General features: G+C 70.4%; 24 protein-coding genes and 4 tRNA genes. 5 read left to right on the forward strand and 23 right to left on the reverse strand.

From position 1 onward, the window contains the following. Positions 1-96 precede the first annotated feature (96 nt). From rpoB to ACZ4A5_RS06380, 8 genes are all read right to left on the reverse strand, one after another. Positions 97-3,579: a DNA-directed RNA polymerase subunit beta gene (rpoB, locus tag ACZ4A5_RS06345; protein ID WP_467578932.1), complete on the reverse strand. Its 3,483-nt coding sequence runs from the start codon at positions 3,577-3,579 to the stop codon at positions 97-99. A gap of 591 nt (positions 3,580-4,170) precedes the next feature. Then, positions 4,171-4,554, reverse strand: a complete 384-nt coding sequence (gene rplL, locus ACZ4A5_RS06350) for a 50S ribosomal protein L7/L12 (protein ID WP_467578934.1) — start codon at positions 4,552-4,554, stop codon at positions 4,171-4,173. Positions 4,555-4,666: 112 nt separating this feature from the next. After that, a complete protein-coding gene (rplJ, locus tag ACZ4A5_RS06355) occupies positions 4,667-5,197 on the reverse strand; it encodes a 50S ribosomal protein L10 (protein ID WP_467578936.1) in 531 nt (176 codons plus the stop codon). A gap of 522 nt (positions 5,198-5,719) precedes the next feature. Further along, the gene (gene rplA, locus ACZ4A5_RS06360) at positions 5,720-6,436 is read right to left on the reverse strand and encodes a 50S ribosomal protein L1 (RefSeq protein ID WP_467578938.1); all 717 of its coding nucleotides are present in this window, start codon (positions 6,434-6,436) and stop codon (positions 5,720-5,722) included. Between the two features lie 169 nt (positions 6,437-6,605). Then, positions 6,606-7,040 (reverse strand): 50S ribosomal protein L11, encoded by a 435-nt coding sequence (gene rplK, locus ACZ4A5_RS06365; protein WP_366003524.1) that lies wholly within the window; start codon positions 7,038-7,040, stop codon positions 6,606-6,608. A 161-nt stretch (positions 7,041-7,201) separates the two neighbouring features. Then, positions 7,202-8,086, reverse strand: coding sequence for a transcription termination/antitermination protein NusG (gene nusG / locus ACZ4A5_RS06370; RefSeq protein ID WP_398868978.1), 885 nt, complete (start codon positions 8,084-8,086; stop codon positions 7,202-7,204). 80 nt (positions 8,087-8,166) lie between these two features. Beyond that, positions 8,167-8,457 (reverse strand): preprotein translocase subunit SecE, encoded by a 291-nt coding sequence (gene secE, locus ACZ4A5_RS06375; RefSeq protein WP_361521919.1) that lies wholly within the window; start codon positions 8,455-8,457, stop codon positions 8,167-8,169. Positions 8,458-8,566: 109 nt separating this feature from the next. Continuing rightward, positions 8,567-8,639, reverse strand: a tRNA-Trp gene (locus ACZ4A5_RS06380). Between the two features lie 238 nt (positions 8,640-8,877). On the opposite strand from ACZ4A5_RS06380, the gene ACZ4A5_RS06385 reads away from it, so the two are divergent. Further along, on the forward strand, positions 8,878-10,125 hold the full coding sequence (locus tag ACZ4A5_RS06385) for a pyridoxal phosphate-dependent aminotransferase (protein ID WP_467578941.1): 1,248 nt from the start codon (positions 8,878-8,880) through the stop codon (positions 10,123-10,125). A 126-nt stretch (positions 10,126-10,251) separates the two neighbouring features. After that, complete coding sequence (locus ACZ4A5_RS06390; protein WP_467578943.1) at positions 10,252-11,271, forward strand: adenosine deaminase; 1,020 nt, start codon at positions 10,252-10,254, stop codon at positions 11,269-11,271. 11 nt (positions 11,272-11,282) lie between these two features. On the opposite strand, the gene ACZ4A5_RS06395 is transcribed toward ACZ4A5_RS06390, so the two are convergent. From ACZ4A5_RS06395 to ACZ4A5_RS06420, 6 genes are all read right to left on the reverse strand, one after another. Beyond that, positions 11,283-12,338: a UDP-N-acetylmuramate dehydrogenase gene (locus ACZ4A5_RS06395; protein ID WP_467578945.1), complete on the reverse strand. Its 1,056-nt coding sequence runs from the start codon at positions 12,336-12,338 to the stop codon at positions 11,283-11,285. 302 nt (positions 12,339-12,640) lie between these two features. Further along, the gene (locus ACZ4A5_RS06400; RefSeq protein WP_467578947.1) at positions 12,641-13,072 is read right to left on the reverse strand and encodes a MaoC family dehydratase; all 432 of its coding nucleotides are present in this window, start codon (positions 13,070-13,072) and stop codon (positions 12,641-12,643) included. Further along, positions 13,072-13,524, reverse strand: a complete 453-nt coding sequence (locus tag ACZ4A5_RS06405; protein WP_467578949.1) for an FAS1-like dehydratase domain-containing protein — start codon at positions 13,522-13,524, stop codon at positions 13,072-13,074. Before ACZ4A5_RS06405 ends, ACZ4A5_RS06400 begins: the two co-directional genes overlap by 1 nt. A 150-nt stretch (positions 13,525-13,674) precedes the next feature. Next, positions 13,675-13,839 carry a 50S ribosomal protein L33 gene (gene rpmG / locus ACZ4A5_RS06410; RefSeq protein WP_004571794.1) on the reverse strand — a complete coding sequence of 55 codons (165 nt, stop codon included), beginning with the start codon at positions 13,837-13,839 and terminating at the stop codon, positions 13,675-13,677. Between the two features lie 84 nt (positions 13,840-13,923). Beyond that, positions 13,924-13,996 (reverse strand) — tRNA-Met (locus tag ACZ4A5_RS06415). A 49-nt stretch (positions 13,997-14,045) separates the two neighbouring features. After that, a tRNA-Thr gene (locus ACZ4A5_RS06420) sits at positions 14,046-14,118 on the reverse strand. 194 nt (positions 14,119-14,312) lie between these two features. Here ACZ4A5_RS06420 and ACZ4A5_RS06425 point away from each other — a divergent pair. Both ACZ4A5_RS06425 and ACZ4A5_RS06430 read left to right on the forward strand, forming a co-directional pair. Next, on the forward strand, positions 14,313-15,587 hold the full coding sequence (locus ACZ4A5_RS06425; RefSeq protein WP_467578951.1) for an amidohydrolase family protein: 1,275 nt from the start codon (positions 14,313-14,315) through the stop codon (positions 15,585-15,587). Between the two features lie 70 nt (positions 15,588-15,657). Beyond that, the gene (locus ACZ4A5_RS06430; RefSeq protein ID WP_467578953.1) at positions 15,658-16,320 is read left to right on the forward strand and encodes an NAD(P)H-binding protein; all 663 of its coding nucleotides are present in this window, start codon (positions 15,658-15,660) and stop codon (positions 16,318-16,320) included. Between the two features lie 128 nt (positions 16,321-16,448). On the opposite strand, the gene ACZ4A5_RS06435 is transcribed toward ACZ4A5_RS06430, so the two are convergent. Beyond that, positions 16,449-16,530: transfer RNA gene (locus tag ACZ4A5_RS06435), tRNA-Tyr, on the reverse strand. 187 nt (positions 16,531-16,717) lie between these two features. On the opposite strand from ACZ4A5_RS06435, the gene ACZ4A5_RS06440 reads away from it, so the two are divergent. After that, a complete protein-coding gene (locus ACZ4A5_RS06440; RefSeq protein WP_398868970.1) occupies positions 16,718-17,206 on the forward strand; it encodes a YajQ family cyclic di-GMP-binding protein in 489 nt (162 codons plus the stop codon). 123 nt (positions 17,207-17,329) lie between these two features. Here ACZ4A5_RS06440 and ACZ4A5_RS06445 read toward each other — a convergent pair whose 3' ends face one another. The 8 genes from ACZ4A5_RS06445 to ACZ4A5_RS06480 all read right to left on the reverse strand — a co-directional run bounded on the left by ACZ4A5_RS06445 (position 17,330) and on the right by ACZ4A5_RS06480 (position 25,749). Next, entirely contained in the window at positions 17,330-17,722 is a 393-nt protein-coding gene (locus ACZ4A5_RS06445) for a YccF domain-containing protein (protein ID WP_467578955.1), read from the reverse strand. Positions 17,723-18,097: 375 nt separating this feature from the next. Further along, positions 18,098-18,961 carry a zinc metalloprotease HtpX gene (htpX, locus tag ACZ4A5_RS06450; protein ID WP_467578957.1) on the reverse strand — a complete coding sequence of 288 codons (864 nt, stop codon included), beginning with the start codon at positions 18,959-18,961 and terminating at the stop codon, positions 18,098-18,100. Between the two features lie 163 nt (positions 18,962-19,124). Next, positions 19,125-20,654 (reverse strand): NADH-quinone oxidoreductase subunit N, encoded by a 1,530-nt coding sequence (locus tag ACZ4A5_RS06455; RefSeq protein ID WP_467578959.1) that lies wholly within the window; start codon positions 20,652-20,654, stop codon positions 19,125-19,127. Then, positions 20,654-22,213, reverse strand: a complete 1,560-nt coding sequence (locus ACZ4A5_RS06460) for a complex I subunit 4 family protein (protein ID WP_467579133.1) — start codon at positions 22,211-22,213, stop codon at positions 20,654-20,656. The genes ACZ4A5_RS06455 and ACZ4A5_RS06460 overlap by 1 nt, the downstream gene beginning before the upstream one ends. 17 nt (positions 22,214-22,230) lie before the next feature. Beyond that, positions 22,231-24,222 (reverse strand): NADH-quinone oxidoreductase subunit 5 family protein, encoded by a 1,992-nt coding sequence (locus ACZ4A5_RS06465; protein WP_467578961.1) that lies wholly within the window; start codon positions 24,220-24,222, stop codon positions 22,231-22,233. Further along, positions 24,219-24,584, reverse strand: a complete 366-nt coding sequence (nuoK, locus tag ACZ4A5_RS06470; protein ID WP_398868962.1) for an NADH-quinone oxidoreductase subunit NuoK — start codon at positions 24,582-24,584, stop codon at positions 24,219-24,221. The genes ACZ4A5_RS06465 and nuoK overlap by 4 nt, the downstream gene beginning before the upstream one ends. Further along, positions 24,584-25,249: an NADH-quinone oxidoreductase subunit J family protein gene (locus ACZ4A5_RS06475; RefSeq protein WP_467578963.1), complete on the reverse strand. Its 666-nt coding sequence runs from the start codon at positions 25,247-25,249 to the stop codon at positions 24,584-24,586. Before ACZ4A5_RS06475 ends, nuoK begins: the two co-directional genes overlap by 1 nt. Further along, positions 25,246-25,749 carry a 4Fe-4S binding protein gene (locus ACZ4A5_RS06480; RefSeq protein ID WP_467579135.1) on the reverse strand — a complete coding sequence of 168 codons (504 nt, stop codon included), beginning with the start codon at positions 25,747-25,749 and terminating at the stop codon, positions 25,246-25,248. The genes ACZ4A5_RS06475 and ACZ4A5_RS06480 overlap by 4 nt, the downstream gene beginning before the upstream one ends. Between the last annotated feature and the right edge of the window lie 44 nt (positions 25,750-25,793).

The raw sequence follows: 25,793 nt of genomic DNA on the forward strand, positions 1-25,793 counted from the left end.
GTGCCCCCTCGCGCCAGCGAGTTATTGGGCTCTACATCATGGTCTGGGGGTCCAGGGACGGTGGGGGGCTTCCGGAGAAGCCCCCCACCAGACCCGTCAGACCTCTTCGACGCTGCTCGGCTCGCGCCGGGACAGGTCGATACCGAGCTCTTCCGCCGCGCGGAAGACGTCCTCGTCCGTGTCGCGCATCTCGATGGACATGCCGTCCGAGGACAGCACCTCCACGTTGAGGCACAGCGACTGCATTTCCTTGATGAGCACCTTGAAGGACTCGGGAATGCCGGGCTCGGGGATGTTCTCGCCCTTGACGATGGCCTCGTAGACCTTCACGCGGCCGGTGACGTCGTCGGACTTGATGGTCAGCAGCTCCTGGAGGGCGTAGGCGGCGCCGTATGCCTCCAGCGCCCACACCTCCATCTCACCGAAGCGCTGGCCACCGAACTGAGCCTTACCACCCAGCGGCTGCTGGGTGATCATGGAGTACGGACCGGTCGAGCGGGCGTGCAGCTTGTCGTCGACCAGGTGGTGCAGCTTGAGGATGTACATGTACCCGACGGAGATCGGGTCCGGGAACGGCTCGCCGGAGCGGCCGTCGAACATCCGGGCCTTGCCGGAGGGCAGGACCAGGCGGTCACCGTCGCGGTTGGGGATCGTGGACTCGAAGAGACCGGCGATCTCGTCCTCGCGGGCACCGTCGAAGACCGGGGTCGCGACGTTGGTGCCGGCGGCGACCTCGTCGGCGCCGATCGCCTGGAGCCGCTTCATCCAGTCCTCGTCGCCCTCGACCTTCCAGCCGCGGCTGGCGAGCCAGCCGAGGTGGATCTCGAGGACCTGTCCCGGGTTCATTCGGGACGGGACACCGAGCGGGTTGAGGATGATGTCGACCGGGGTGCCGTCCTCGAGGAAGGGCATGTCCTCGACCGGAAGGATCTTGGAGATGACACCCTTGTTGCCGTGGCGGCCGGCGAGCTTGTCACCGTCGGTGATCTTGCGCTTCTGCGCGACGTAGACGCGGACCAGCTGGTTCACGCCCGGCGGCAGCTCGTCGCCCTCTTCGCGGTCGAAGACGCGGACGCCGATGACCTTGCCGATCTCACCGTGCGGCACCTTCAGCGAGGTGTCACGGACCTCACGGGCCTTCTCACCGAAGATCGCGCGGAGCAGGCGCTCCTCCGGCGTCAGCTCGGTCTCACCCTTGGGCGTGACCTTGCCGACGAGGATGTCGCCGGCGACGACCTCGGCACCGATGCGGATGATGCCGCGCTCGTCGAGGTCGGCGAGGACCTCCTCGGAGACGTTCGGGATGTCCCGGGTGATCTCCTCCGGGCCGAGCTTGGTGTCACGGGCGTCGACCTCGTGCTCCTCGATGTGGATCGAGGAGAGGACGTCGTCCTGCACGAGGCGCTGCGACAGGATGATCGCGTCCTCGTAGTTGTGACCCTCCCACGGCATGAACGCCACGAGCAGGTTCTTGCCGAGCGCCATCTCGCCCTCGTCCGTGGACGGACCGTCGGCGAGCACCTGGCCGGCGATGACGCGCGCGCCCTCGTCCACGACGACCTTCTGGTTGAAGGACGTGCCCTGGTTGGAGCGGGAGAACTTGGCGACCCGGTACGTGTTGTACGTGCCGTCGTCGTTGGCGACGGTGACGTAGTCCGCGGAGACCTCCTGGACCACACCGTCCTTCTCCGCCTTGATGACGTCACCGGCGTCGACCGCGCAGCGGTACTCCATGCCGGTGCCGACCAGCGGGGCCTCCGCCTTGATCAGCGGAACGGCCTGGCGCATCATGTTCGATCCCATGAGCGCGCGGTTGGCGTCGTCGTGCTCGAGGAAGGGGATCATGGCGGTCGCGACCGACACCATCTGGCGCGGGGAGACGTCCATGTAGTCGACGTCGTCGCCGGCGATGTAGTCGATCTCGCCGCCACGGCGGCGGACCAGCACGCGGGACTCGGCGTAACGCATGTCCTCGGTGAGGGGGGCGTTCGCCTGGGCGATGACGAAGCGGTCTTCCTCGTCGGCAGTCAGGTAGTCCACGTCATCGGTGACGACGCCGCCCACGACCTTGCGGTACGGGGTCTCGACGAAGCCGAAGGCGTTGACACGGCCGTACGAGGCGAGCGAGCCGATCAGACCGATGTTCGGGCCTTCGGGCGTCTCGATGGGGCACATGCGGCCGTAGTGCGACGGGTGAACGTCTCGCACCTCGAAGCCGGCCCGCTCACGGGACAGACCACCGGGGCCCAGCGCGGACAGACGGCGCTTGTGGGTCAGGCCCGACAGCGGGTTCGTCTGGTCCATGAACTGGGACAGCTGGCTGGTGCCGAAGAACTCCTTGATGGAGGCGACGACCGGCCGGATGTTGATCAGGGTCTGCGGCGTGATCGCCTCGACGTCCTGGGTGGTCATCCGCTCGCGGACGACGCGCTCCATACGAGCCAGACCCGTGCGGACCTGGTTCTGGATGAGCTCACCGACGTTGCGCAGACGACGGTTGCCGAAGTGGTCGATGTCGTCGGTCTCGACGACGATCGAGGTGCCGTTCTCGCCGACCGTCTCCAGCTCACCCGCGTGCAGCTTGACCAGGTACTTGATCGTCGCGATGACGTCGTCGACGGTCAGCACACCGGCGTCGAGGGGGGCGTCCGCGCCGAGCTTCTTGTTCACCTTGTAGCGGCCGACCTTGGCGAGGTCGTAGCGCTTGGGGTTGAAGTAGAGGTTCTCGAGCAGCGTCTGCGCGGCCTCGCGCGTCGGCGGCTCGCCCGGGCGCAGCTTGCGGTAGATGTCGAGCAGCGCGTCGTCCTGGCCCTGGGTGTGGTCCTTCTCCAGGGTGGCGCGCATGGACTCGTACTCGCCGAACTCCTCGAGGATCTGCTCGGTCGTCCAACCGAGGGCCTTGAGCAGGACGGTCACGGACTGCTTGCGCTTGCGGTCGATGCGGACACCGACCATGTCGCGCTTGTCGACCTCCATCTCCAGCCAGGCACCCCGGGACGGGATGATCTTGGCGGTGAAGATGTCCTTGTCGGACGTCTTGTCGATGGAGGAGTCGAAGTAGACGCCCGGCGAGCGGACCAGCTGCGAGACGACGACACGCTCGGTGCCGTTGATGCAGAAGGTGCCCTTGTTGGTCATGAGCGGGAAGTCGCCCATGAAGACCGTCTGAGACTTGATCTCGCCGGTCTCGTTGTTGGTGAACTCGGCGGTGACGAAGAGCGGGGCCGCGTACGTGAAGTCGCGCTCCTTGCACTCGTCGATGGAGTTCTTCGGCGGCTCGAAGCGGTGGTCGCGGAAGGTCAGCGACATCGACCCGGAGAAGTCCTCGATCGGGGAGATCTCTTCGAAGATCTCCTCCAGACCGGACTTGGTGGGGACGTCCTGACCGCTTTCCAGCGCAGCCTCGACGCGAGCCTTCCAGGCGGCGTTGCCGAGCAGCCAGTCGAAGCTCTCGGTCTGCAGCGCAAGGAGGTTCGGAACCTCGAGGGGCTCCTTGATCTTCGCAAAAGAGATGCGCAGCGGGGCGGTGCTGGCGCCGGTGTTCGTATTGGCAGTCGAGGCGTTGCGCGAGGCGGCCAAGAGGGGGTCCTTCCGAGGGCTCGGACTCACTACGCGCGTACCGGCCCCACTCCGTGCATTGGATAAGAAATCCCAGGTCAGCGGGTTTCCATCGGCAGTGCTCGACAGTGGGCATGCCCCTGGTGACGGGCAGGGAGCAGCTAACAGGCAGCGCAAAGGGTCAGTGTAGCCACTTGGCCCACTGATGTCCAGAGCGGATTTCCGGAGACCGGTGCGATACCAATCTCTCCCTCCGGGATCCTGTTGTTCCTCATTGCCTGGAGCAAGGCTTCCCTCTTCGCCTTCGATCCATGCCTCGGGCTGCGGATCGATGTGGCGACGCGTCCTGAGAATTGCGCGCGGCGTGCCGTTCGTCAAGGCCCCTCGGCCTCCGGACGCCTCCCGTGGCGTCTTCCACGGCCGTCCGCCCGGCGCCCTCTCACGCGCTTCCGGCAGACAACGAAGATCACCATACTCGCCCCCGCGCCCGGGGCAAGGCAGCCGTCGCGGGAACGCCCAAGGGCGACCACCCGCATGGGTGATCGCCCTTGAGACTTACGCACCGCCCGGACGTGCCGGGCCGCGCGGGAGAGAGTCAGCAGACTCCGAAGGTCACTTGACCTCGACGGAGGCGCCGGCGCCCTTGAGGGCCTCGGCGGCCTTGTCCGCGGCGTCCTTCGCGACCTTCTCGAGGACCGGCTTCGGGGTGCCGTCGACGAGGTCCTTGGCCTCCTTCAGACCCAGGGAGGTCAGCTCGCGCACGACCTTGATGACCTGGATCTTCTTGTCACCGGCGGCGGTGAGGATGACGTCGAACTCGTCCTGCTCCTCGACGGCCTCGGCGGCGGCAGCGGCGCCACCGGCGGCGGCAACGGCGACCGGGGCGGCGGCGGTGACGTCGAACTTCTCCTCGAAGAGCTTCACGAACTCAGAGAGCTCGATGAGGGTCATCTCCTCGAACTGAGCGAGCAGGTCTTCCTGAGAGAGCTTCGCCATGATGGCGGTCCTTCCACTAAATCGGCTGGTGCCGGATGTACATGTAGGCGGGCGTACTGACGGCCCGCTGCGACCAGCGCCTCAAGCGGCGCTGATCAATGCGCGAGCCGAATTACTCGGCACCGCCCTGCTCGGCCTTCTTGGCACGAAGCGCCTCCGCGGTGCGGACGAACTTCGAGGGAAGCGCCTGGAAGAGCGCGGCAGCCTGGGACTGCTTGCCCTTCATGGCGCCCGCCAGCTTGGCGAGCAGAACCTCGCGGGACTCGAGGTCCGCGAGCTTCTTGATCTCATCGGCGGACAGCGCCTTGCCATCAAGGACACCGCCCTTGATGATCAGGTTGGGGTTCTCCTTGGCGAAGTCACGAAGACCCTTCGCCGACTCCACCGGGTCACCGGTGATGAAGGCGACAGCCGTCGGACCAGTGAACTGGTCGTCCAGCGTCGTGATCCCGGCCTCGTTGGCCGCAATCTTGGTCAGCGTGTTCTTCACCACGGCGTACTGGGCGTTCTCACCGAGCGAACGGCGCAGCTGCTTGAGCTGTGCCACGGTGAGACCGCGGTACTCGGTAAGCACGGCGGCGTTCGAGCTGCGGAACTTGTCCGTCAGCTCGACAACCGCGGCAGACTTGTCGGGCCTCGCCATGAGCCTCGGCCTCCTTCCGGGTGATTCGGACCGCATAGACACGCGAAGGGACCTGGGCAAAACGAAACGCCCCGGCGCAGGCGCTCGGGGCGTGCACTCGACCGGCCGGACCAGAGGTCCTCCCGGGAGTTCATCCACAAATCACCTGCGCAGGTCGCCCGCAGCTAGCGGATCCTTCGGCCACCACACCTTCGCTACGAAGGCACAGCAACGACCAGCGGTCTTTGGCTTCTGGAACAAGGTACGGGAAGGGGCAGCCCGAGGCAAATCGGCCGTGCGGGCCCTTGGCGGCGGCCGCCCGGGAGCGGGCTCTGGCGCCTCCGGCCGGGCGCCCCCGGCCTGGCCGCGGCCGGCCGCACCGCGGGCCGGGAGCATGGCGTCCGCGGGCTTCCGGGCGCCGCTCGCTGCCACTGCCACCGACCCACCGGCTCAACAGGCACAGGACGAAGAGCCGGGCCCCGCATCTCCGAAGAGGTGCGGGGCCCGGCTCTTTGCAACGATCACTCGCTACGAGGGGTCGGTTCAGACCGTCTCGTCCTCGACCAGGAGGTTGCGGGTGCGGTTGGAGTCCAGCGCGATGCTGGGGCCCATCGTCGTCGTGATGGACGCCTTCTTGATGTAGCGGCCCTTCGCGGCGGACGGCTTGAGGCGGTTGATCTCCTCGAGCGCGGCGGCGTAGTTCTCGACCAGCTTGGTCTCGTCGAACGACACCTTGCCGATGATGAAGTGCAGGTTCGAGTGCTTGTCGACGCGGAACTCGATCTTGCCGCCCTTGATGTCCGTGACAGCCTTCGCCACGTCCGGGGTGACCGTGCCGGTCTTCGGGTTCGGCATCAGACCACGCGGACCGAGCACGCGGCCGAGGCGGCCGACCTTGCCCATGAGGTCCGGGGTGGCGACGACGGCGTCGAAGTCCAGACGGCCCTTCGCAACCTCGTCGATCAGTTCGTCGGAGCCGACGATGTCGGCGCCAGCGGCTTCCGCGGCCGCAGCACGGTCACCGGTCGCGAAGACCAGGACCCGGGCGGTCTTACCGGTGCCGTGCGGAAGGTTCACGGTGCCGCGGACCATCTGGTCGGCCTTGCGCGGGTCGACACCCAGGCGCATGGCAACCTCGACGGTCGCGTCGAACTTGGTGGTGGAGGTTTCCTTCGCGAGACGGACGGCCTCGAGGGGGGCGTACAGGCGCTCCGCCTCGACCTTGGCGTCCGCAGCGCGGAGAGTCTTGCTGCGCTTCACTGCTTCTCCTCAGTGGTTATGGAGTCGTGGTACGGACCAGCGCTGGCCCTCCCACGGGTACCGCTTGGGGTGGCTGATCAGCCCGCGCGTTGATCGCTCGGGCTTCCTCACTCGCTCGCTACGCGGACGACCTCGCTGCGCTCGGCCGGCCACTGCGCGAACTCGTTCGTCAGCCCTCGACCGTGACGCCCATGGAACGGGCGGTGCCGGCGATGATCTTCTCGGCGGCGTCCAGGTCGTTGGCGTTCAGGTCGGGCATCTTGGTGGTGGCGATCTCACGCACCTGGTCGCGGGTGATCTTCGCGACCTTCTTGGTGTGCGGCTCGCCGGAGCCCTTCTCCACGCCCGCGGCCTTGAGGATCAGCTTCGCGGCCGGCGGAGTCTTCGTCACGAAGGTGAAGGAACGGTCTTCGTAGACCGTGATCTCCACCGGCACGACCATGCCACGCTGCGACTCGGTCGCGGCGTTGTAGGCCTTGCAGAACTCCATGATGTTGACGCCGTGCTGACCCAGCGCGGGGCCGACCGGCGGAGCCGGGTTCGCGGCACCGGCGCTGATCTGGAGCTTGATCAGCCCTGTGATCTTCTTCTTCTTGGGAGGCATTGCTCTCTCCGGGTCCTAGTGAGAGTTTTTTGCCCGCGCACAGTGCGCGCAGGCATACCGCACCACGATAACGGGTAACATGCTGCGGCCAAAAACCGAGCAGGTCAGACAGGCTGTGAGCAGCCGGTCTGACCTGTTCGGAGGCGTATGTCCCAGAAGAACTAGTTCTTCTGGATCTGGTCGAAGCTGAGCTCGACCGGGGTCTCGCGACCGAAGATCTCGACGAGGCCCTTGACCTTCTTCGAGTCGGCGTTGATCTCGTTGATCGTGGCCTGGAGCGTCGCGAACGGGCCGTCCGTGACGGTGACCGAGTCGCCCACCTCGAAGTCCAGCACCTGGACCTCGACCTTGCGGGACGGCGCCGGCTTGCCCTCGGCCTCGGCGGCCTCGCGGGCGGCCTTCTCCTCGGCCTCCGGGGCGAGCATCTTGACGATCTCGTCCAGGGTCAGCGGGTACGGGTCGTAGGCGTTGCCCACGAAGCCGGTGACGCCCGGGGTGTTGCGGACGACGCCCCAGGACTCGTTCGTCAGGTCCATGCGCACCAGCACATAGCCGGGGAGCTTGTTCTGGCGGACGGTGCGGCGGTCGCCGTTCTTGATCTGGACGACCTCTTCCTGCGGCACCTCGGCCTGGAAGATGTAGTCCTCGACGTTGAGCGAGACGGCGCGCTGCTCGAGGTTGGTCTTCACGCGGTTCTCGTAACCCGCGTAGGTGTGGATGACGTACCACTCACCGGGCAGACCGCGCAGCTCGTCGCGGAGCGCGGCGACGGGGTCGACCGGGGCCTGCTCCTCGGCCGGCACCTCGTCGGCCTCGACCGCGGCGGCGGCCTCGGACTCGGCGTCGTCCTCGACGTGGAGGGCGGCCTGCTCGGCGGGCTCGCCGGCGGCGGAGTCCTCGGCGTCGAGCTCGTCGACGCCGTCGGCGTTCTCGACGATCTCCTGCGCGGTGTCGTCGCCCTCGACCTCGGCCGAGGCAGCCGCGACCACGTCGGCCTCTGCCGCCTCGACGGAGTCGACGGCGTCGTTCAGGTTCGGGTCAGACACGTGGCTGCTTCTTCCTGGCTTCAAGGGGTGGAACGTGCGAAGGGGCGGCTCTCCGAGAAGCAGCCGCCCTACGCGCGGGTTCAGCCGAAGACGTACTTGACGGCGTTGGAGAACCCATAGTCAATCACGGTGACCAGGCCAATGACGATGACGACAAAGACGATCACGACAGTGGTGTACGTCGAAAGCTGGTTCCGCGTGGGCCAGACGACCTTGCGGAGCTCTGCGACGATCTGGCGGTAGAACAGCGCGAGGCGGCCGAAGGGGCCCTTCTTCCCGCGCTTCCCGCCACGGCGGCCCTTCTTGGCGGCCACCTCGTCCTCGGGACGACCGCTCTCAGGCGTCGCGGTGGAGCCCAGGGCTTCCGTCACTACGTCCTCACCTGAATCCGGGTCGTGAGCCGTGCCGCGCCCGGTTGAGCCGCACGGCGGTGCATTTCAGTACGTACGCATGCACGCACCCTGGAAACGATGCGTGTAGCAGGGCCGAAGGGACTTGAACCCCCAACCGCTGGTTTTGGAGACCAGTGCTCTACCAATTGAGCTACGACCCTTTGTGGTTCCCCCAACCTACCGCATCCGGGCGTACGCACGGTGTGCGTGCCCGAGAAGAGGCGGACGTGCCGGTGAGGGGCCAACGACGGATGAGTGTACGTGCTCCGGAGGCCCGCGTCGAACAGCGCCACCCGGGGCACCCACGGCCCAGGCGCCGCAGGGGCGGGCAGGTGCCCGGCGGTAACGCTCCGGCCGACTCGTGTGCCCCGCTCCCGCCCGGTCTGCGACGATGCCTGCATGAGCGCTGCGACTCCTTCCGAGCCCCCCGTACAGTCCCCCACCGAGCGCCGGGTGTCGGCCCGTATCGGATCGATCTCCGAGTCCGCCACCCTCGCCGTGGACGCCAAGGCCAAGGCCCTCAAGGCCGCCGGCCGCCCGGTGATCGGCTTCGGCGCGGGCGAGCCCGACTTCCCGACCCCCGGCTACATCGTCGAGGCCGCGGTGGAGGCGTGCCGCACTCCGAAGTACCACCGCTACACCCCCGCCGGCGGCCTGCCCGAGCTGAAGAACGCGATCGCCGCCAAGACGCTGCGCGACTCCGGCTATGAGGTCGACGCCTCCCAGGTGCTCGTCACCAACGGCGGCAAGCAGGCCATCTACGAGGCGTTCGCCGCGATCCTCGACCCGGGCGACGAGGTCATCGTGCCCGCCCCGTACTGGACCACCTACCCGGAGTCGATCCGCCTCGCGGGCGGTGTGCCGGTCGACGTCGTCGCCGACGAGACCACCGGTTACCGCGTCTCGGTCGAGCAGTTGGAGGCGGCCCGCACCGAGCGGACCAAGGTCCTGCTCTTCGTCTCCCCCTCCAACCCGACCGGCGCGGTCTACAGCCGCGAGCAGGTCGAGGAGATCGGCCGCTGGGCCGCCGAGCACGGCCTGTGGGTGCTGACGGACGAGATCTACGAGCACCTGGTCTACGGCGACGCGGAGTTCTGCTCCCTGCCGGTGGTCGTCCCGGAGCTGCGCGACAAGTGCATCGTGGTCAACGGTGTCGCCAAGACGTACGCGATGACGGGCTGGCGCGTGGGCTGGATCATCGGCCCGAAGGACGTCGTCAAGGCCGCGACCAACCTCCAGTCGCACGCCACCTCCAACGTCTCCAACGTCGCGCAGATCGCCGCCCTGGCCGCGGTCTCCGGTGACCTGGACGCCGTCGCCGAGATGCGCACCGCCTTCGACCGCCGCCGCCGGACGATCGTGCGGATGCTCAACGAGATCGACGGCATCGTCTGCCCGGAGCCGGAGGGCGCGTTCTACGCCTACCCGTCCGTGAAGGGGCTGCTGGGCAAGGAGATCCGCGGCAAGCGGCCCGCCACCTCGGTGGAGCTGGCCGCGCTGATCCTCGACGAGGTCGAGGTCGCGGTGGTGCCGGGCGAGGCGTTCGGCACGCCGGGCTACCTGCGCCTGTCCTACGCCCTGGGCGACGAGGACCTGGTCGAGGGCGTCTCCCGGATCCAGAAGCTGCTGGCGGAGGCCACGGCCTGACGGCCGTCCCCCACCGCATTGCCGCGGGCCCCCGGCCAGGTGCCGGGGGCCCGCAATTCTTTTCGGCCGGGCCCCGTTCAGGGAAAGTCCCTTCCGGTTGCCGGGCGCGTGCGGCAGGATCCTGGAATGGAGAGTGTTCGCGACGTCAAGCTGCTGCCGAAGGCCCATCTGCACCTGCACTTCACCGGGTCCATGCGCCCGTCGACCTTGCTGGAGCTGGCCGACAAGTACGGGGTGCACCTGCCCGAGGCGCTCAGTGGCGGCGAACCTCCCCGGCTGCGCGCCACCGACGAACGCGGCTGGTTCCGCTTCCAGCGGCTCTACGACATCGCCCGGTCCTGCCTGCGCTCCCCCGAGGACATCCAGCGCCTGGTGCGCGAGGCCGCCGAGGAGGACGTGCGCGACGGCTCCGGCTGGCTGGAGATCCAGGTCGACCCCACCTCGTACGCGCCCCGGCTCGGCGGGCTGATCCCGGCGCTGGAGATCATCCTCGACGCCGTCGACAGCGCGTCCCGGGACACGGGCCTCGGCATCCGCGTCATCGTGGCCGCGAACCGCATGAAGCACCCGCTCGACGCCCGCACGCTGGCCCGGCTCGCCGTGCGGTACGCCGACCGCGGCGTCATCGGCTTCGGGCTCTCCAACGACGAGCGGCGCGGCCTCGCCCGCGACTTCGACCGCGCCTTCGAGATCGCCCGGGAAGGCGGCCTCCTCGCCGCGCCGCACGGCGGCGAGCTCGCGGGCCCCAGCAGCGTCCGCGACTGCCTGGACGACCTGCGCGCGGGCCGCGTCGGGCACGGCGTGCGCGCCGCGGAGGACCCCCGGCTGCTCCGCAAGCTCGCGGAGCGCGAGGTGGCCTGCGAGGTCTGCCCGACCTCGAACGTGGCGCTGGGCGTCTACGAGAAGCCGTCCGACGTGCCCCTGCGGGTGCTCTACGAGGCGGGCGTGCCGATAGCCCTGGGCGCGGACGACCCGCTGCTCTTCGGCTCGCGGCTGGCCGCGCAGTACGACGTGGCGCGGGAGCACCACGGCTTCACGGACGCGGAACTGGCGGAGCTGGCCCGCCAGTCGGTCCGGGCGTCACGGGCCCCGGAGGACGTCCGGGAGAAGCTGCTGTCCGGCGTGGACGACTGGCTGGCGGCGTAGGCCGCGCGCGGTCAGAGCGCGCAGCCCACCGTCACCGGCTCGTTGACGAGGGTGACGCCGAACGCCGCGTGGACGCCGTCGCGGACCTCGCGGGCGAGGGCCAGCAGGTCCTCCGTGGTGGCGTCGCCGCGGTTGGTGAGCGCCAGGGTGTGCTTCGTGGAGATGCGGGCGGCGCCCTCGCCGTACCCCTTGGTGTAGCCGGCCTTGTCGATCAGCCAGGCCGCGGAGGTCTTCATGAAGCCCTCCCCCGCCGGGTACGAGGGCGGCAGGACGCCCGCGCCGAGCCGCTGGGCGACCCGCTCCAGGAAGGCGGCGTGCTCGGCCTCCGTGAGGATCGGGTTGGTGAAGAAGGAGCCCGCGGACCAGGTGTCGTGGTCCTCCGGGTCGAGCACCATGCCCTTGCCCGAGCGGAGCTTCAGCACGGTCTCCCGGGCCTTGGCGGCGGGTACGCGCTCCCCCGCCGCCACGCCGAGGGCGCGGGCCGTCTCGGCGTACTTGAGCGGCGCGGACAGCCCGTCCGCGTCCTCCAGCCGGAAGCGGACGCGGAGCACGACGTGGCGCGTGGGGTCCTGCTTGAAGCGGCTGTGGCGGTAGGAAAAGGCGCACTCCTCGTTCGTGAGGGTGACGACCTCGTCGGCGCGGCGGTCGTAGGCGACCACCTCGGTGATCGTCGCGGAGACCTCCTGGCCGTACGCGCCGACGTTCTGGATCGGGGTGGCACCGGCGGAGCCGGGGATCCCGGCGAGGCACTCGATGCCGGCGAGCCCGGCCTCGACGGTGCGGGCCACGGCGTCGGACCAGTTCTCACCGGCGGCGAGTTCGAGGTCGGTGCCGTCGAGGGTGAAGCCGGTGGTGGCGATGCGCAGGGCGGTGCCGTCGAAGCCCTTGTCGGAGACGACCAGGTTGCTGCCGCCGCCGATGATCAGCAGCGGGGTGCCGACCGCGTCGGCTTCGCGTACGGCCGCGATCACCTCGTCGTCGGTGGTGGCGGTGACCAGGCGGGTCGCGGGGCCACCGAGACGGAAGGTGGTCAGGGGGGCGATGGGGGCATCGTGGAATTCCTGCACGCGCCCCAGCGTAAACGCTGCGCTGAGCCGCTCTCTTCGGGTCACCCCGCCGCACGGATCCTGCCGTCAGGGCTGCGCCCGGGCCCCGTTTTCCGGGTGCTCTTCGGTTTTTCGGCTGCGCCTGCTGTTGCTGGTGCGGCACGCCTGCTCAAGAGCCACGTGAGCTTCGTGTGCGGCCGCGGGTCGTGCAGGGCTGGTCGCGCAGTTCCCCGCGCCCCTGACGGGGCGGGGGCCGGGGCCCGACGTAAGGGGCACCCGCCCCTGGCGGGTGCCCCTTACGTCTGCGTTCCGGAGGGTGTCGCTCAGGCGAGCCTGACGACCGCGCGGGACATGCCCAGCACCTTCTGGCCCGCGCTCTTGACCAGCAGGTCGACGCGGACCGTACGGGACTCGTCGTCCTTGGCCGCGACCTTGCCGCCGACCTCGATGACCGCGCCCTCGTCGTCGTTCGGCACGACGACCGGCTTGGTGAACCGCACGCCGTACTCCACGAGCGCGCCCGGGTCGCCGGTCCAGTCGGTCACCACGCGGGCCGCCTCGGCCATGGTGAACATGCCGTGCGCGATGACGTCCGGCAGCCCGACCTCCTTGGCGAACTTCTCGTTCCAGTGGATCGGGTTGAAGTCGCCCGAGGCGCCCGCGTAGCGGACGAGAGTGGCACGGGTCACCGGGAAGGACTGCACCGGCAGTTCGGTGCCGATCTCGACCTCGTCGTAGGAAATGCTCGCTGCCATCACGCCTCCTCGGCGGCGCGCGCCACCAGCATCGTGTGCGCGGTCACCACATGCTCACCGGACTCATCGTGCACATCACCACGGACGGTCACCAGGTCGTTGCCCGCCATGGACTTGATCGCCTCGATCGTGGAGATGACCGTCAGCCGGTCGCCCGCGCGGACCGGGCGGGTGTAGGCGAACTTCTGGTCGCCGTGCACCACGCGGTCGTAGTCCAGGCCCAGCTGCGGGTCCTGGACGACCTGACCGGCGGCCCGGAAAGTGATCGCGAACACAAAGGTCGGCGGAGCGATCACATCCGGGTGACCGACGGCCTTGGCGGCCTCGGGGTCGGTGTAGACCGGATTGGCATCACCGATGGCCTCGGCGAATTCGCGGATCTTCTCCCGGCCGACCTCGTACGGCTCGGTGGCCGGATAGGTCCGTCCGACGAAGGACTGGTCGAGTGCCATGGGCTCGGCACCTCCTGAGTGGACTGCGATGGATTCCTGGGAACCGGTTCACGGGATCCCGGGGAACCGGCGCCGATTCCGCGAACGGTCGCGGATACGCCATGAGGCCGCCCCCAGGATCTGGGGACGGCCTCATGAACGAGCCTGTGTTTAGCGCGTCTCGCGGTGCGCGGTGTGCGCGTTGCAACGAGGGCAGTGCTTCTTCATCTCAAGACGGTCCGGGTCATTACGCCGGTTCTTCTTGGTGATGTAGTTCCGCTCCTTGCACTCCACGCAGGCCAGCGTGATCTTCGGGCGGACGTCGGTGGCAGCCACGTGAGTGCTCCTTGACGGATGGACGGATGAACGCAGACAAGAGTAGCCGACCGGAGGACCGACCCCACAATCGGCTACTACGTGTAGCGGTGACCGGACTTGAACCGGTGACACAGCGATTATGAGCCGCTTGCTCTACCGACTGAGCTACACCGCTTTGATGCGAGAGAGATCCTCGCCCGAAGGCGAGGAACCTCACACACCAGAGCCCCAATACGGAATCGAACCGTAGACCTTCTCCTTACCATGGAGACGCTCTGCCGACTGAGCTATTGGGGCGAGCGAGGAAGACATTACACGGTTGGCCGCCGAACGTGAAATCCGTATCCGGCGGCCACCCCGGAGGGCACTTCCCGCCCCTCTCACACCACACCAGTACGACTATTCGTCGCTTGCTCGAAGCCGATCCGAACGCGCCCTAGGCTCGGAACACGCTGCGTGATCATGCACGCCCCGGACCCCGGAGGAGCGCGATGCCCGACAGCCAGCCGCAGCCCCCGAGAAACCCCGGGGGTGACACCCCGCCGGTCCCCGGCGCCGCGCCCGGCGACAGCGCCCTGGTGCTGTGCGGCGCCCGGCTCGCCGACGGCCGCACCGTGGACGTACGGCTCAGCGGCGGGACCATCGAGGCCGTCGGGACCTCCGGCAGCCTCGCCCCCGGGCCGCGCGTCGACCTCGGCGGCTATCTGCTGCTGCCCGCCCCCGCCGAGCCCCACGGACACGGCGACACGGCGCTCACGGCGGACGCCGACGGGCCCGTCCCGTACTCCGTCGAGGACGTCCAGCGCCGCGCCACCGAGGCCGCGCTGCTCCAGCTCGGCCACGGCGCCACCGCGCTGCGCTCGCACGTGCGGATCGGTGACGTCCAGGGCCTGCGCTCGCTCGAAGCCGTCCTCCAGGCGCGGCGGGCGCTGCGCGGGCTCACCGACCTGACCACCGTGGCGGTCCCCCGGCTGCTCACCGGGGTCGCCGGGGCCGACGGGCTGGCCATGCTGCGGGACGCCGTGAAGATGGGCGCGGCCGTGGGCGGCTGCCCCGACCTCGACCCCGACCCCACCGGCTACGCCGAGGCCGTCCTGGACCTCGCCGCCGAGCACGGCTGCGCCGTCGACCTGCACACCGACGGCGCCGACCCCGCCCGGCTCGCCCGCCTCGCCGCCATGGCCGGCGGCCTGCGCCCCGGCGTGACCCTCGGCCCCTGCGGCGGCCTGGCCCGGCTGCCGTACGAGCAGGCCGTGCGGGCCGCCGAGCAGCTGGCGGCGGCCGGGGTGACCGTGGTGTGCCTGCCGCAGGGCGACTGCGGCGCCCTGGAGCAGCGCGGGGCCCGGGTCTCGCGCTGCGCGCCGGTGCGGCTGCTGCGGGCGGCCGGGGTGCGGGTGACGGCCGGCAGCGGGGCGCTGCGGGACGCGGCCAATCCGGTCGGCCGCGGCGACCCCCTGGAGGCCGCCTTCCTGCTGGCCTCGCGCGGCGAGCTGCGCCCGCTGGACGCCTACGAGGCCGTCAGCGGCTGCGCGCGGGCCGCGATGGGGCTGCCCCCGGTCCGGGTCGAGGCGGGCTTCCCCGCGGAGCTCCTGGCCGTGCGGGGGCGCCGTGTGGAGGGCGTGCTGTCGCTCGCCTACAGCCGTCTGGTGGTGCACCGGGGGCGCGTGGTGGCGCGGACCAGCGCGGTGCGGGAGTACTGCGATTCCTCGGCCGCGGCGGCGCTGGAGCTGCCGCGGCAGTCCTCGCGCGGCGGCGAACCCTCCTGACGGGCGCCTGATCAGGCCGGTTCGCGCCCTTCCGCGTGGCGGCGAGGGCCGTGGCGCGTACGGTCGGATCATGCGCATTGTCATCGCTGGTGGACATGGTCAGATCGCGCTGCGGCTGGAGCGGTTGCTCGCCGGGCGCGGGGACGAGGTCGCGGGGATCATCCGCAGGCCGGAGCAGGCGGGGGCGCTCCTCGCCGCGGGCGCGGAGCCGGTCGTGTGCGATCTGGAGTCGGCGTCGGTCGCGGACATCGCCCGGCATCTGGAGAGCGCCGACGCGGCCGTCTTCGCGGCCGGGGCGGGGCCGGGGAGCGGCGTGGAACGCAAGGACACCGTGGACCGCGGCGCGGCCACCCTCTTCGCCGACGCGGCGGAGGCGGCGGGCGTCCGGCGCTTCCTGGTGGTCTCCTCGATGGGCGCGGACCGCGAGCCGCCGGAGGACACCGACCCGGTCTTCGCCGCGTACCTCCGGGCGAAGGGCGCGGCCGACGCGGACGTACGGGCCCGGGCCGGGCTGGACTGGACGATCCTGCGGCCGGGCAGGCTCACCGACGAGCCCGGTACGGGCCGGGTCGCCCTGGGCGAGGCGACGGGCCGCGGGCCGGTCTCCCGGGACGACGTGGCGGCGGTCCTGGCGGCGCTGCTGGCCGAACCCCGCACGGCGGGGCGCACGCTGGAGCTGATCGCGGGCGACACGCCGGTGGACGAGGCGGTGAAGAGCGTGGCGGAGGGCTGAGCCGGGGAGCGCGACGAGCCACTGCCGGGAAAGTGCGGGAGATCACATTCTCCCGGCGGCGCGGGAATCCGCGAGCGTCCGGAAAACACTGAAGGGCCTTCTCCGATAAGGAGAAGGCCCTTCACATGTGGCGGCGCCAGGGTTCGAACCTGGGTAGGCTGAGCCGGCAGATTTACAGTCTGCTCCCTTTGGCCACTCGGGCACACCGCCAAGGGTTGCCGCCGCGGATTCCGCCTTGCGGTGGTGCTCCGTGGCAACGACGTAAACCATACCCGATGACCAGGGGTGGTCCGCCACTCGATTCATCACCCCTCGCGCGGGGCCCGGGTGACTAGGCTTGCGGAGCGGCCACGGGCCGTACCCCCTGATGGATCTACGTATGAGGAGCCAACTCAATATGGCCGACTCCAGTTTCGACATCGTCTCGAAGGTCGAGCGGCAGGAGGTCGACAACGCCCTCAACCAGGCCGCCAAGGAGATCTCGCAGCGCTACGACTTCAAGGGCGTCGGCGCCTCGATCGAGTGGTCCGGCGAGAAGATCGAGATGCGCGCGAATGCCGAGGAGCGGGTCAAGGCCGTCCTCGACATCTTCGAGACCAAGCTGGTCAAGCGGGGCATCTCGCTGAAGTCCCTGGACGCGGGCGAGCCGCAGGCATCCGGCAAGGAGTACAAGATCTTCGCCTCGGTCGAGGAGGGGATCTCGCAGGAGAACGCGAAGAAGGTCGCCAAGATCATCCGCGATGAGGGCCCGAAGGGCGTCAAGGCGCAGGTCCAGGGCGACGAGCTGCGCGTCAGCTCCAAGAGCCGCGACGACCTCCAGGCGGTCCAGGCCCTCCTCAAGGGCAAGGACCTGGACTTCGCGATCCAGTTCGTCAACTACCGCTAGCCGCACGGGCCACGGACCGCCGTGGCCCGGGGCGCGGCGACGACGAGGGCGCGCCGGGGGGTGATCCTCCCCGGCGCGCCCTCGTCGTGCGCGCGGTGCTCCGCCCGTGCGGGGGCGTGCCGTTCAGCGGGTGGCGAAGGGGCGGTCCGTCGGGACGATCTCGCGGCCCAGTGGCATCAGGGAGATCGGGATCAGCTTGAAGTTGGCGATGCCCAGCGGGATCCCGATGATCGTGAGGCACAGGGCGATGCCGGTGAAGATGTGCCCGAGCGCCAGCCACCAGCCCGCGAACACGAACCAGATGACGTTGCCGATCAGCGAGCCCGCCCCGGCGTCACGCCGCTCGACGGTGGTCCGCCCGAAGGGCCACAGGGCGTAGCCGGCGATGCGGAAGGAAGCTATCCCGAAGGGGATCGTAATGATCAGAACGCAACAGATCAGGCCCGCGACCACATAGCCGATCGCCATCCAAAGGCCGCAGAGGACCAGCCAGATGACATTCAGGATGAACCTCATGAATACAGCCTCCCACGCGAAACAGTGCCTAGCGAGCAGGACGCTTGCCCACCGGAAAGTGGTTGCCCTGAAGGCGGTCGCGCGGGCTCAGCGGGGACGGCTCCGGCGGACGGCCGCCGTCTGATGCCTGATGCCTGACGCCGGGTCCGGCTCTCTGCCCGCGGCACCGCGTGTGCGGCCCGGTCCACAAGGGCGGACGACGCCGAAGGGCCGGACCAGCCGCGGGGACACCGCAGAAGCGGCGCTCGCGAGAGGAAACGGCGCGTGGACGCTCCCCTTCGCCGAGGCCGCCGAGGTCACCGGGCTCGCCGAGGCCGCCGAGCGCCGGTCGCCGGCTCCTGTGCGACCGCTCGGGGCGGCCGGCGGCGGCCTGGCTCAGATCCGGCGGCCCGCCATGCCTTCGAGGCGGCTGATGCGCTCGGCCATCGGGGGGTGGGTGGAGAAGAGCTTGGACATCCCCTCGCCCGCGCGGAACGGGTTCGCGATCATCATGTGGCTCGCGGTCTCGATGCGCGGCTCGGGGGGCAACGGGAGCCGCTGGGTGCCCGCTTCGAGCTTGCGCAGGGCGGAGGCGAGGGCCAGGGGGTCGCCGGTCAGGCGCGCGCCGGAGGCGTCCGCCTCGTACTCCCGGGAGCGGCTGACGGCGAGCTGGATGAGGGAGGCCGCGATGGGGCCCAGCAGCATGATCATGATCATGCCGACGATGCCGGGGCCCTCGTCGTCGTCCGATCTGCCGAAGGGGATCAGCCAGGCGAAGTTCACCAGGAACATCACCACCGAGGCGAGCGCGCCGGCGATCGAGGAGATCAGGATGTCGCGGTTGTAGACATGGCTGAGCTCGTGGCCGATGACGCCGCGCAGCTCGCGCTCGTCGAGCAGGCGCAGGATGCCGTCGGTGCAGCAGACGGCGGCGTTGCGCGGATTGCGGCCGGTGGCGAAGGCGTTGGGCGCCTCGGTGGGTGAGATGTACAGCCGGGGCATGGGCTGGCGGGCGGCCGTGGAGAGCTCGCGCACCATGCGATAGAGCTGCGGCGCCTCGAACTCGCTCACCGGCCGGGCCCGCATCGCCCGCAGGGCCAGCTTGTCGCTGTTCCAATAGGCGTAGGCGTTGGTGCCGAGCGCCACCACGACGGCGACGACCAGGCCCACGCGCCCGAAGAGGCTGCCGATGACGATGATGAGCGCGGACAGCCCCCCGAGGAGGACCGCGGTCCTGAGCCCGTTGTGCCGGCGGTGCACGGTACGCCCTCCAGATCGTGCGGCAGGGGAACCCTTTGCGGTGGTGCGCGCCACTTCGCAGTGGAGCCTCCAGTGGAACCTTCCTGCCCGATCAACGCCAGACGAAGGCCGCTGGTTCCCTTGTGCGCGCGAGGGGGCGCCTGGGCCGTACGGGTGAGCGTGCCTACAGCAACGCCCCCGAGGCGAAGCGCAGGACGAGCTGCGGGGCGCCCGACAGGGCGAGGCCGGCGAGGGCCGCGAGCGCCGTCGCGGCGGCCAGCGGCAGCGGGATCCGCGCGGGCCGTTCCGCCGCCTGCCCCTCCGCCCCGGCCCCGGCCTCCGGCGCGCGGAAGAGCAGCGCCGTCCACTGGAGGTAGTAGTAGAGGGCGATCACGACGTTGACGGCCATGACGACCGCCAGCCAGCCCAGCCCCGCGTCCACGGCGGCGTGGAAGACGGTGACCTTGGCGAACAGGCCGATGATGCCCGGCGGCAGGCCGGCCAGGCAGAGCAGGAAGAAGCCGAGCGCCAGGGCCGCCAGGGGCCTGCGGGCGTAGAGGCCCCGGTAGTCCGCGACGCGGTGCGCCGGGTGCGTACGGGCGACGAGCGCGGCGACGGCGAAGGCGCCGAGGTTCACGGCCGCGTACATCAGGGCGTAGGCGACGGTGGAGCCGATGGCGTGGCCCGGGTCGTCGGCGTATCCGGCGGCCGCGATCGGCACCAGCAGATAGCCGGCCTGGCCGATGGAGGACCAGGCGAGGAGGCGTACGGCGCTGCGGGTGCGGTCCGGGCGCTGGCGCAGGGCGCCGGCGTTGCCGAGGGTCATGGTGAGCGCGGCGAGGACGGCGAGGGCGGGCGCCCAGACGTCCGCGTAGGACGGGAACGCGACGACCGTCACGAGGATGAGGCCGGTGAAGCCGACCGCCTTGCCGACGACGGAGAGATAGGCCGCGATGGGCAGCGGGGCGCCCACATAGGTGTCGGGCACCCAGAAGTGGAAGGGCACCGCCGCGGTCTTGAAGGCGAAGCCGACGAGGGTGAGGGCCACGCCCGCCTGGGCGAGGGTGCCGAGGCGCGGGTCCACGTGGGTGAGGGCGTCGGCCACCTGGGTGAGGTGCAGGGTGCCGGTCGCGGCGTAGACGAAGCTGACGCCGAGGAGCGTCACGGCGGTGGCGGTGACCGAGGAGAGGAAGAACTTCAGGGCCGCCTCGGAGGAGCGGCTGTCGTCGCGGCGCAGGCCGACGAGGGCGAAGGCGGGCAGGGAGGCCACTTCGAGGGCGACGACGAGGGTCGCGAGGTCCCGGGAGGCGGGCAGCAGGGCGGCGCCCGCGACGGAGGACAGCAGCAGGAACCAGTACTCGCCCGAGGGGAGCGCGAAGTCGACGAGGTCGCTGACGGACAGCAGGGCCGTCAGCAGGGCGCCGCCCAGCACGAGGAGCTGGATGACGAGGGTGAAGTGGTCCGCCGTGTAGCTGCACGCGCGCGTGCCCGACGTCAGGCAGAAGGTGGAGCGGTCGCCGTCGAGGAGCGGCAGCAGGGAGAGCCCGGCGAGGGTGAGGCCGGCGAGCGAGATCCCGCCCAGGAGGGGCTTCCTCCGCGCGGGCAGGAAGAGGTCGGCGACCAGGACGACGAGCGCCGTCACGGCGACGACGGTGGGCGGGGCGATGGCGAGCCAGTCGACGGACTGGACCGCGCTTCCGGCGAGGGGAACCATCAGTTGCCTCCTCGGAGGAGCTGCTGAACGGCCGGGTCGGTGAGGCCGAGGAGGGCCGCGGGCCAGAGTCCGGCGAGGACGGTGAGGGCGACGAGGGGGGTCCAGGCGGCGAACTCGTAGGTCTGGACGTCGGTGAGGGCGGGCGCGCCCCCGGGCCGGCCCTCGCCGTCGCCGCCCATGCACACCCGGCGCACCACGATCAGCATGTACGCGGCGGTGAGCAGCGTGCCGAGGCCGGCGAGCGCCATGTAGGTGAGGTAGGCGGGGCGGCTGAGGCCCTCGGCGGGGTGGAAGGAGCCGAGCATCGCGAGCATCTCGCCCCAGAACCCGGCGAGTCCGGGCAGGCCGAGCGAGGCGACGGCGCCGAAGGCGAGCAGGCCGCCGAGGCGTGGTGCCCTGCCGTAGAGCGCGGCGCCGGTCGCCCCGGAGAGGGCGTCGAGATCGCTGGTGCCGTGCCGGTCCTTGATGGCGCCGACGAGGAAGAAGAGGAGGCCGGTGATGAGGCCGTGGGCGATGTTGGCGAAGAGGGCGCCGTTGACGCCGGTGGGGGTGAGAGTGGCGATGCCCAGCAGGACGAAGCCCATGTGGCCCACCGAGGAGTAGGCGATCAGGCGCTTGAGGTCGCCCTTGGCGCCGCGGCGGGCGAGGGCCAGGCAGGCCAGCGAGCCGTAGATGATGCCGACGACCGCGAAGGCGGCGAGGTAGGGCGCGAAGGTGTGCGCGCCCTCGGGGGCGATGGGCAGGACGATGCGGACGAAGCCGTACGTGCCCATCTTCAGCAGGACGCCCGCGAGGAGGACGGAGCCGACGGTCGGGGCGGCGGTGTGGGCGTCGGGCAGCCAGCTGTGGAAGGGCCACATCGGGGCCTTGACGGCCAGTCCGGCGCCGATGGCCAGAACGGCGATGACCTGCGTGGTGTGGCTCAGTCCTGAGCCGTTGTCAGTGGCGAGTGCCACCATGTCGAAGGTGCCGCCCTTGATGCCGATGAGGAGGAGGCCGAGCAGCATCACGACGGAGCCGAGCAGGGTGTAGAGGATGAACCGCCAGGCGGCGCGCTCCCTGCCCTCGCCGCCCCAGCGGGCGATGAGGAAGTACATCGGGATGAGCACCATCTCGAAGGCCAGGAAGAACAGCATCAGGTCGAGGACGGCGAAGCTCGCGAGGGTGCCGGCCTCCAGCACGAGGAGCAGCGCGACGAATGCCTTGGGAGACGGGCCCGACGGCAGTTTGAAGTAGCTGTAGACCGCGCTGAGAAAGGTCAGCAGCGCGGTGAGCACGAGGAGGGGGAGCGAGACGCCGTCGACGCCGAGGTGGATCCGGATGCCGAGGGCGGGGATCCAGCTGATGTCGGTGGTGGCCTGCATCCGCGCGGGGTGGCCGTGGTCGAAGCCCGCGGCGAGGGCCACGGTCAGGGCCAGGACCACGCCGGTGACGGTGACGCCGTGGCGGAGCACGGCCTGCTCCGGGCTTTTGCCCTTGAGGCCGGGCGGCGCCGGGAGCAGGGCGGCGACGGCACCGAGGAGGGGGACGGCGACGGTCGCAGCGAGGAGGGACTGCATGACGGTATGACTCACGGTCAGGCTCCGGTGGCTACGAGCACGGCGGCGACGGCCAGGACGACGGAGCCGGCGAGCAGGGCGCTGAGATAGGTCTGCACATTGCCGGTCTGGGCGCGGCGGACGGCCGCGCCGAGCAGGCGGGGGGCGCCTCCGGCGCCGCTGACGTAGGCGTCGACGACCTCGCGGTCGAGGAAGCGGACGAGCCGGGCGGCGGCGCGTACGGGCCGTACGAACAGCCTGGTGTAGACGGCGTCGAGGTGGAAGCCGGTGACGGCGTGGCGGTGCAGGGGGCCGAGGAGGAGGCGGCCGGGGTCGGCCACATCGTGGGCGCCCGCGATGTGGCCGTAGGCCGCCACGTGGGTGGCGATGGTCTCCTCCTCGGAGACGTAGGGGGCGGCGTCCGGGTCGGCGGCGACGGCGCCCAGGGGCGCGCGGGTCGCGAGGGGGGCGGTGCGCCGCCAGGCCGCGTAGGTGACGAGCAGGCCGGCGAGGGCACAGCCGGTGCCGAGGACGGAGGTGGTGAGGGTCGGGGTGAGGGAGCGCCCGTCGAAGAAGTGAGGGAGCTTCCAGGCCGCCAGGCCGAGCCCGAGGGTGGGGATGAAGAGGACCCACAGGACGGCGTTCATGACGGCGGGCTGCCTGCCGTGGTCGGGCGCCTGCGGTCCCTTGCCGTGGAAGGCGAGCAGCCACAGCCGGGTGGCGTAGGCGGCGGTGAGGAGGGCGGTGAGCAGCCCGGCGGCGAGGACGGTCCAGCCGGCCGCGTGCGGGATGCCGTGCGCGTCGGCGCCGGTGGCGTGCTCGGCCGCGCCGAGGACGGCCTCCTTGGAGAAGAAGCCGCTGAACGGGGGGATCGCGGCCAGTGCGAGCAGGGCGACGGTCATCGTCCAGTACGCGTCGGGGACGCGCTTGGCGAGGCCGCCCATGCGGGCCATGGCGCCCAGCGAGTTGGTGCCGGCGGCGTGGATGATCACGCCTGCCCCGAGGAAGAGGAGGGCCTTGAACGCGCCGTGGGAGATGAGGTGGAAGACGGCCGCGTCGCGGTCGCCGACGGCGAGGGCGCCGGTCATGTAGCCGAGCTGGCCGACGGTCGAGTAGGCGAGCACGCGCTTGATGTCGTCCTGGGCGAGCGCGGCGAGCGCCGAGCCGACCATGGTGACCGCCGCCATCACGGCGAGCACCACCAGCGCCGCCGAGGAGGCGGTGAAGACGGGGAGGAGCCGGGCGATGAAATAGACACCGGCGGCGACCATCGTCGCGGCGTGGATCAGCGCGGAGACGGGCGTGGGGCCCGCCATCGCGTCGGGCAGCCAGGTGTGCAGCGGGAACTGGGCGGACTTGCCCGCGACGCCCGCGAGCAGCAGCAGCGCGATGAGCGTCGGGTGCCCGACGGAGCCGGAGGCGACGGCGCTGAGGATGCCGTTGATCCGGAACGTTCCGGCGTCGGCGGCCAGCGCGAGGATGCCGATCAGGAAGGGCACGTCACCGAGCTTGGTGACCAGGAACGCCTTGAGCGAGGCGCTGCGCGCGGCCTCGGTCTCCCAGTAGTGGCCGACCAGGAAGTACGAGCAGATGCCCATGATCTCCCAGCCGACCAGCAGCACCATGAGGTCGCCGGAGTAGACGACGAGCAGCATGGCGGAGGTGAAGAGGGAGACGAGGGCCGCGTAGGAGGGGTAGCGCGGGTCGTCGCGCAGATAGGCCGTGGAGTAGAGCTGGACGCAGGTCGCGACGACGCCGACGAGCACGGCCACGAGGACGGCGAAGCCGTCGAGGTGCAGCGCGAGGTCGATGGGCACGGACCCGGTGGGGGTGAGCCGGGTGGCGGCGTCGAGGGGCGCTCCCCCGCCCTGCCGACAGGCGACGACGACGGCGAGCACGGCCGCGGCGAGGGTCGGCAGCACGGCGAGGGGCCGTACGAAGCCGGGCGCGCGGCGGCCGAGCAGGAGCCCCGCGACGGCGCCGAGGAAGGGCAGCAGGGGGACGAGTACGGCGGTGGTCGTGGTCGTCACGCGGCGGCCTCCGCCTTCTCCTCGCGGTCACCGGGTCCGGCGTCGGATCCGGGGGCGTCCTCACCGAGGTCGCGGAGCCGGTCGATGTCGGCGGTGCCGCGGTTGCGGTACACGAGCAGCACGATCGCCAGGCCGATGCCGATCTCGGCGGCGGCGATCGCGATGATGAAGAGGGTGAGCGCCTGGCCCGCGTGGAGCGTGTCGCGCAGCCACACGTCGAAGGCGACGAGGTTGAGGTTGACGGCGTTGAGCATCAGCTCGACGGACATCAGGACGAGGATGGCGTTGCGCCGGGCGAGCACGCCGTAGAGGCCGGTGCAGAAGAGCAGGGCGGCGAGGACAGCGGGATAGACGAGGTGCATCAGCGCTTCCCCCCTGTCGCGCCGTCAGCTGTGCCGGAGCCGTCAGCTGTCCCGGAGCCGGCGTCTGTACCGGAGCCGGCGTCGGCCTTGCGCCGCGAGAGGACGACCGCGCCGACGAGTGCCGCGAGCAGCAGCACGGACAGGGCCTCGAAGGGCAGCACCCAGTGCCGGAAGAGGATCTCTCCGGAGACCTTGGTGGTGCCCTGCGGGGCGGCGCCGTCGAGGTCGATCCAGGTCGTACGGAAGGCGTCGGCGACCACCCACACCAGGGCGACGGCCGCGGCGACCGCGACCCCGAGGGCGGGGTAGCGGTTGGCGGAGTCGGCGTCCGGGGAGCGGCCGATGGGCGCCTTCGTGAGCATCAGTCCGAAGAGCAGCAGGACGACGACGGAGCCCACGTAGATCAGCACCTGCACCCAGGCGATGAACTCCGCCGTCAGCAGGAGGTACTCGACCGCGAGCCCGCCGAGGGTGACCACCAGCCACAGCGCGGCGTGCACCAGCTGCTTGGTGGTGACGGTGACCAGGGCCGCCCCGAAGGTGACCAGGCCGACCAGGAGGAAGGCGATCTCCACGCCGGACGTGGAGAGGAAGCCGTGCGTCTGCGCGGCGGCGAGCGTGTGGGTGCCGTGCGCCTGCGCGGCGAGCGCTGCGGTGGCGGTCACGCTTCTCCCTCCTCTGTCTCTTTCTCCTTCTCCCGCTGGGCGGCCATCTTCTCCGCGGTCTTGCGGGCCGCCGCGATCTCCTTCGGCTCCTCGGCCGCCGGGTCCAGCGCGGGCGGCTCCGGCACCGTCCACATCCACTCGCGCAGCTTGTCGCGCTCGTGGGTGAGGTCGTGGATGTCGGTCTCGGCGTACTCGAACTCCGGGGACCAGAAGAGCGCGTCGAAGGGGCACACCTCGATGCAGATGCCGCAGTACATGCAGAGCGAGAAGTCGATGGCGAAGCGGTCGAGGACGTTCCGGCTGCGCTCGCGGCCGCCGGGGGCGGCCGGGGGCACGGTCTCCTTGTGGGAGTCGATGTAGATGCACCAGTCCGGGCACTCACGGGCGCACAGCATGCAGACCGTGCAGTTCTCCTCGAACAGGCCGATGACACCGCGGGTGCGGGGCGGCAGTTCGGGAGTCACGTCCGGGTACTGCGCCGTGACCGAACGCTTCGTCATCGTCCGCAGCGTGACGGCGAGGCCCTTGGCGAGGCCGGTACCGG

The sequence above is a fragment of the Streptomyces sp. NPDC025618 genome (genome assembly GCF_055558795.1).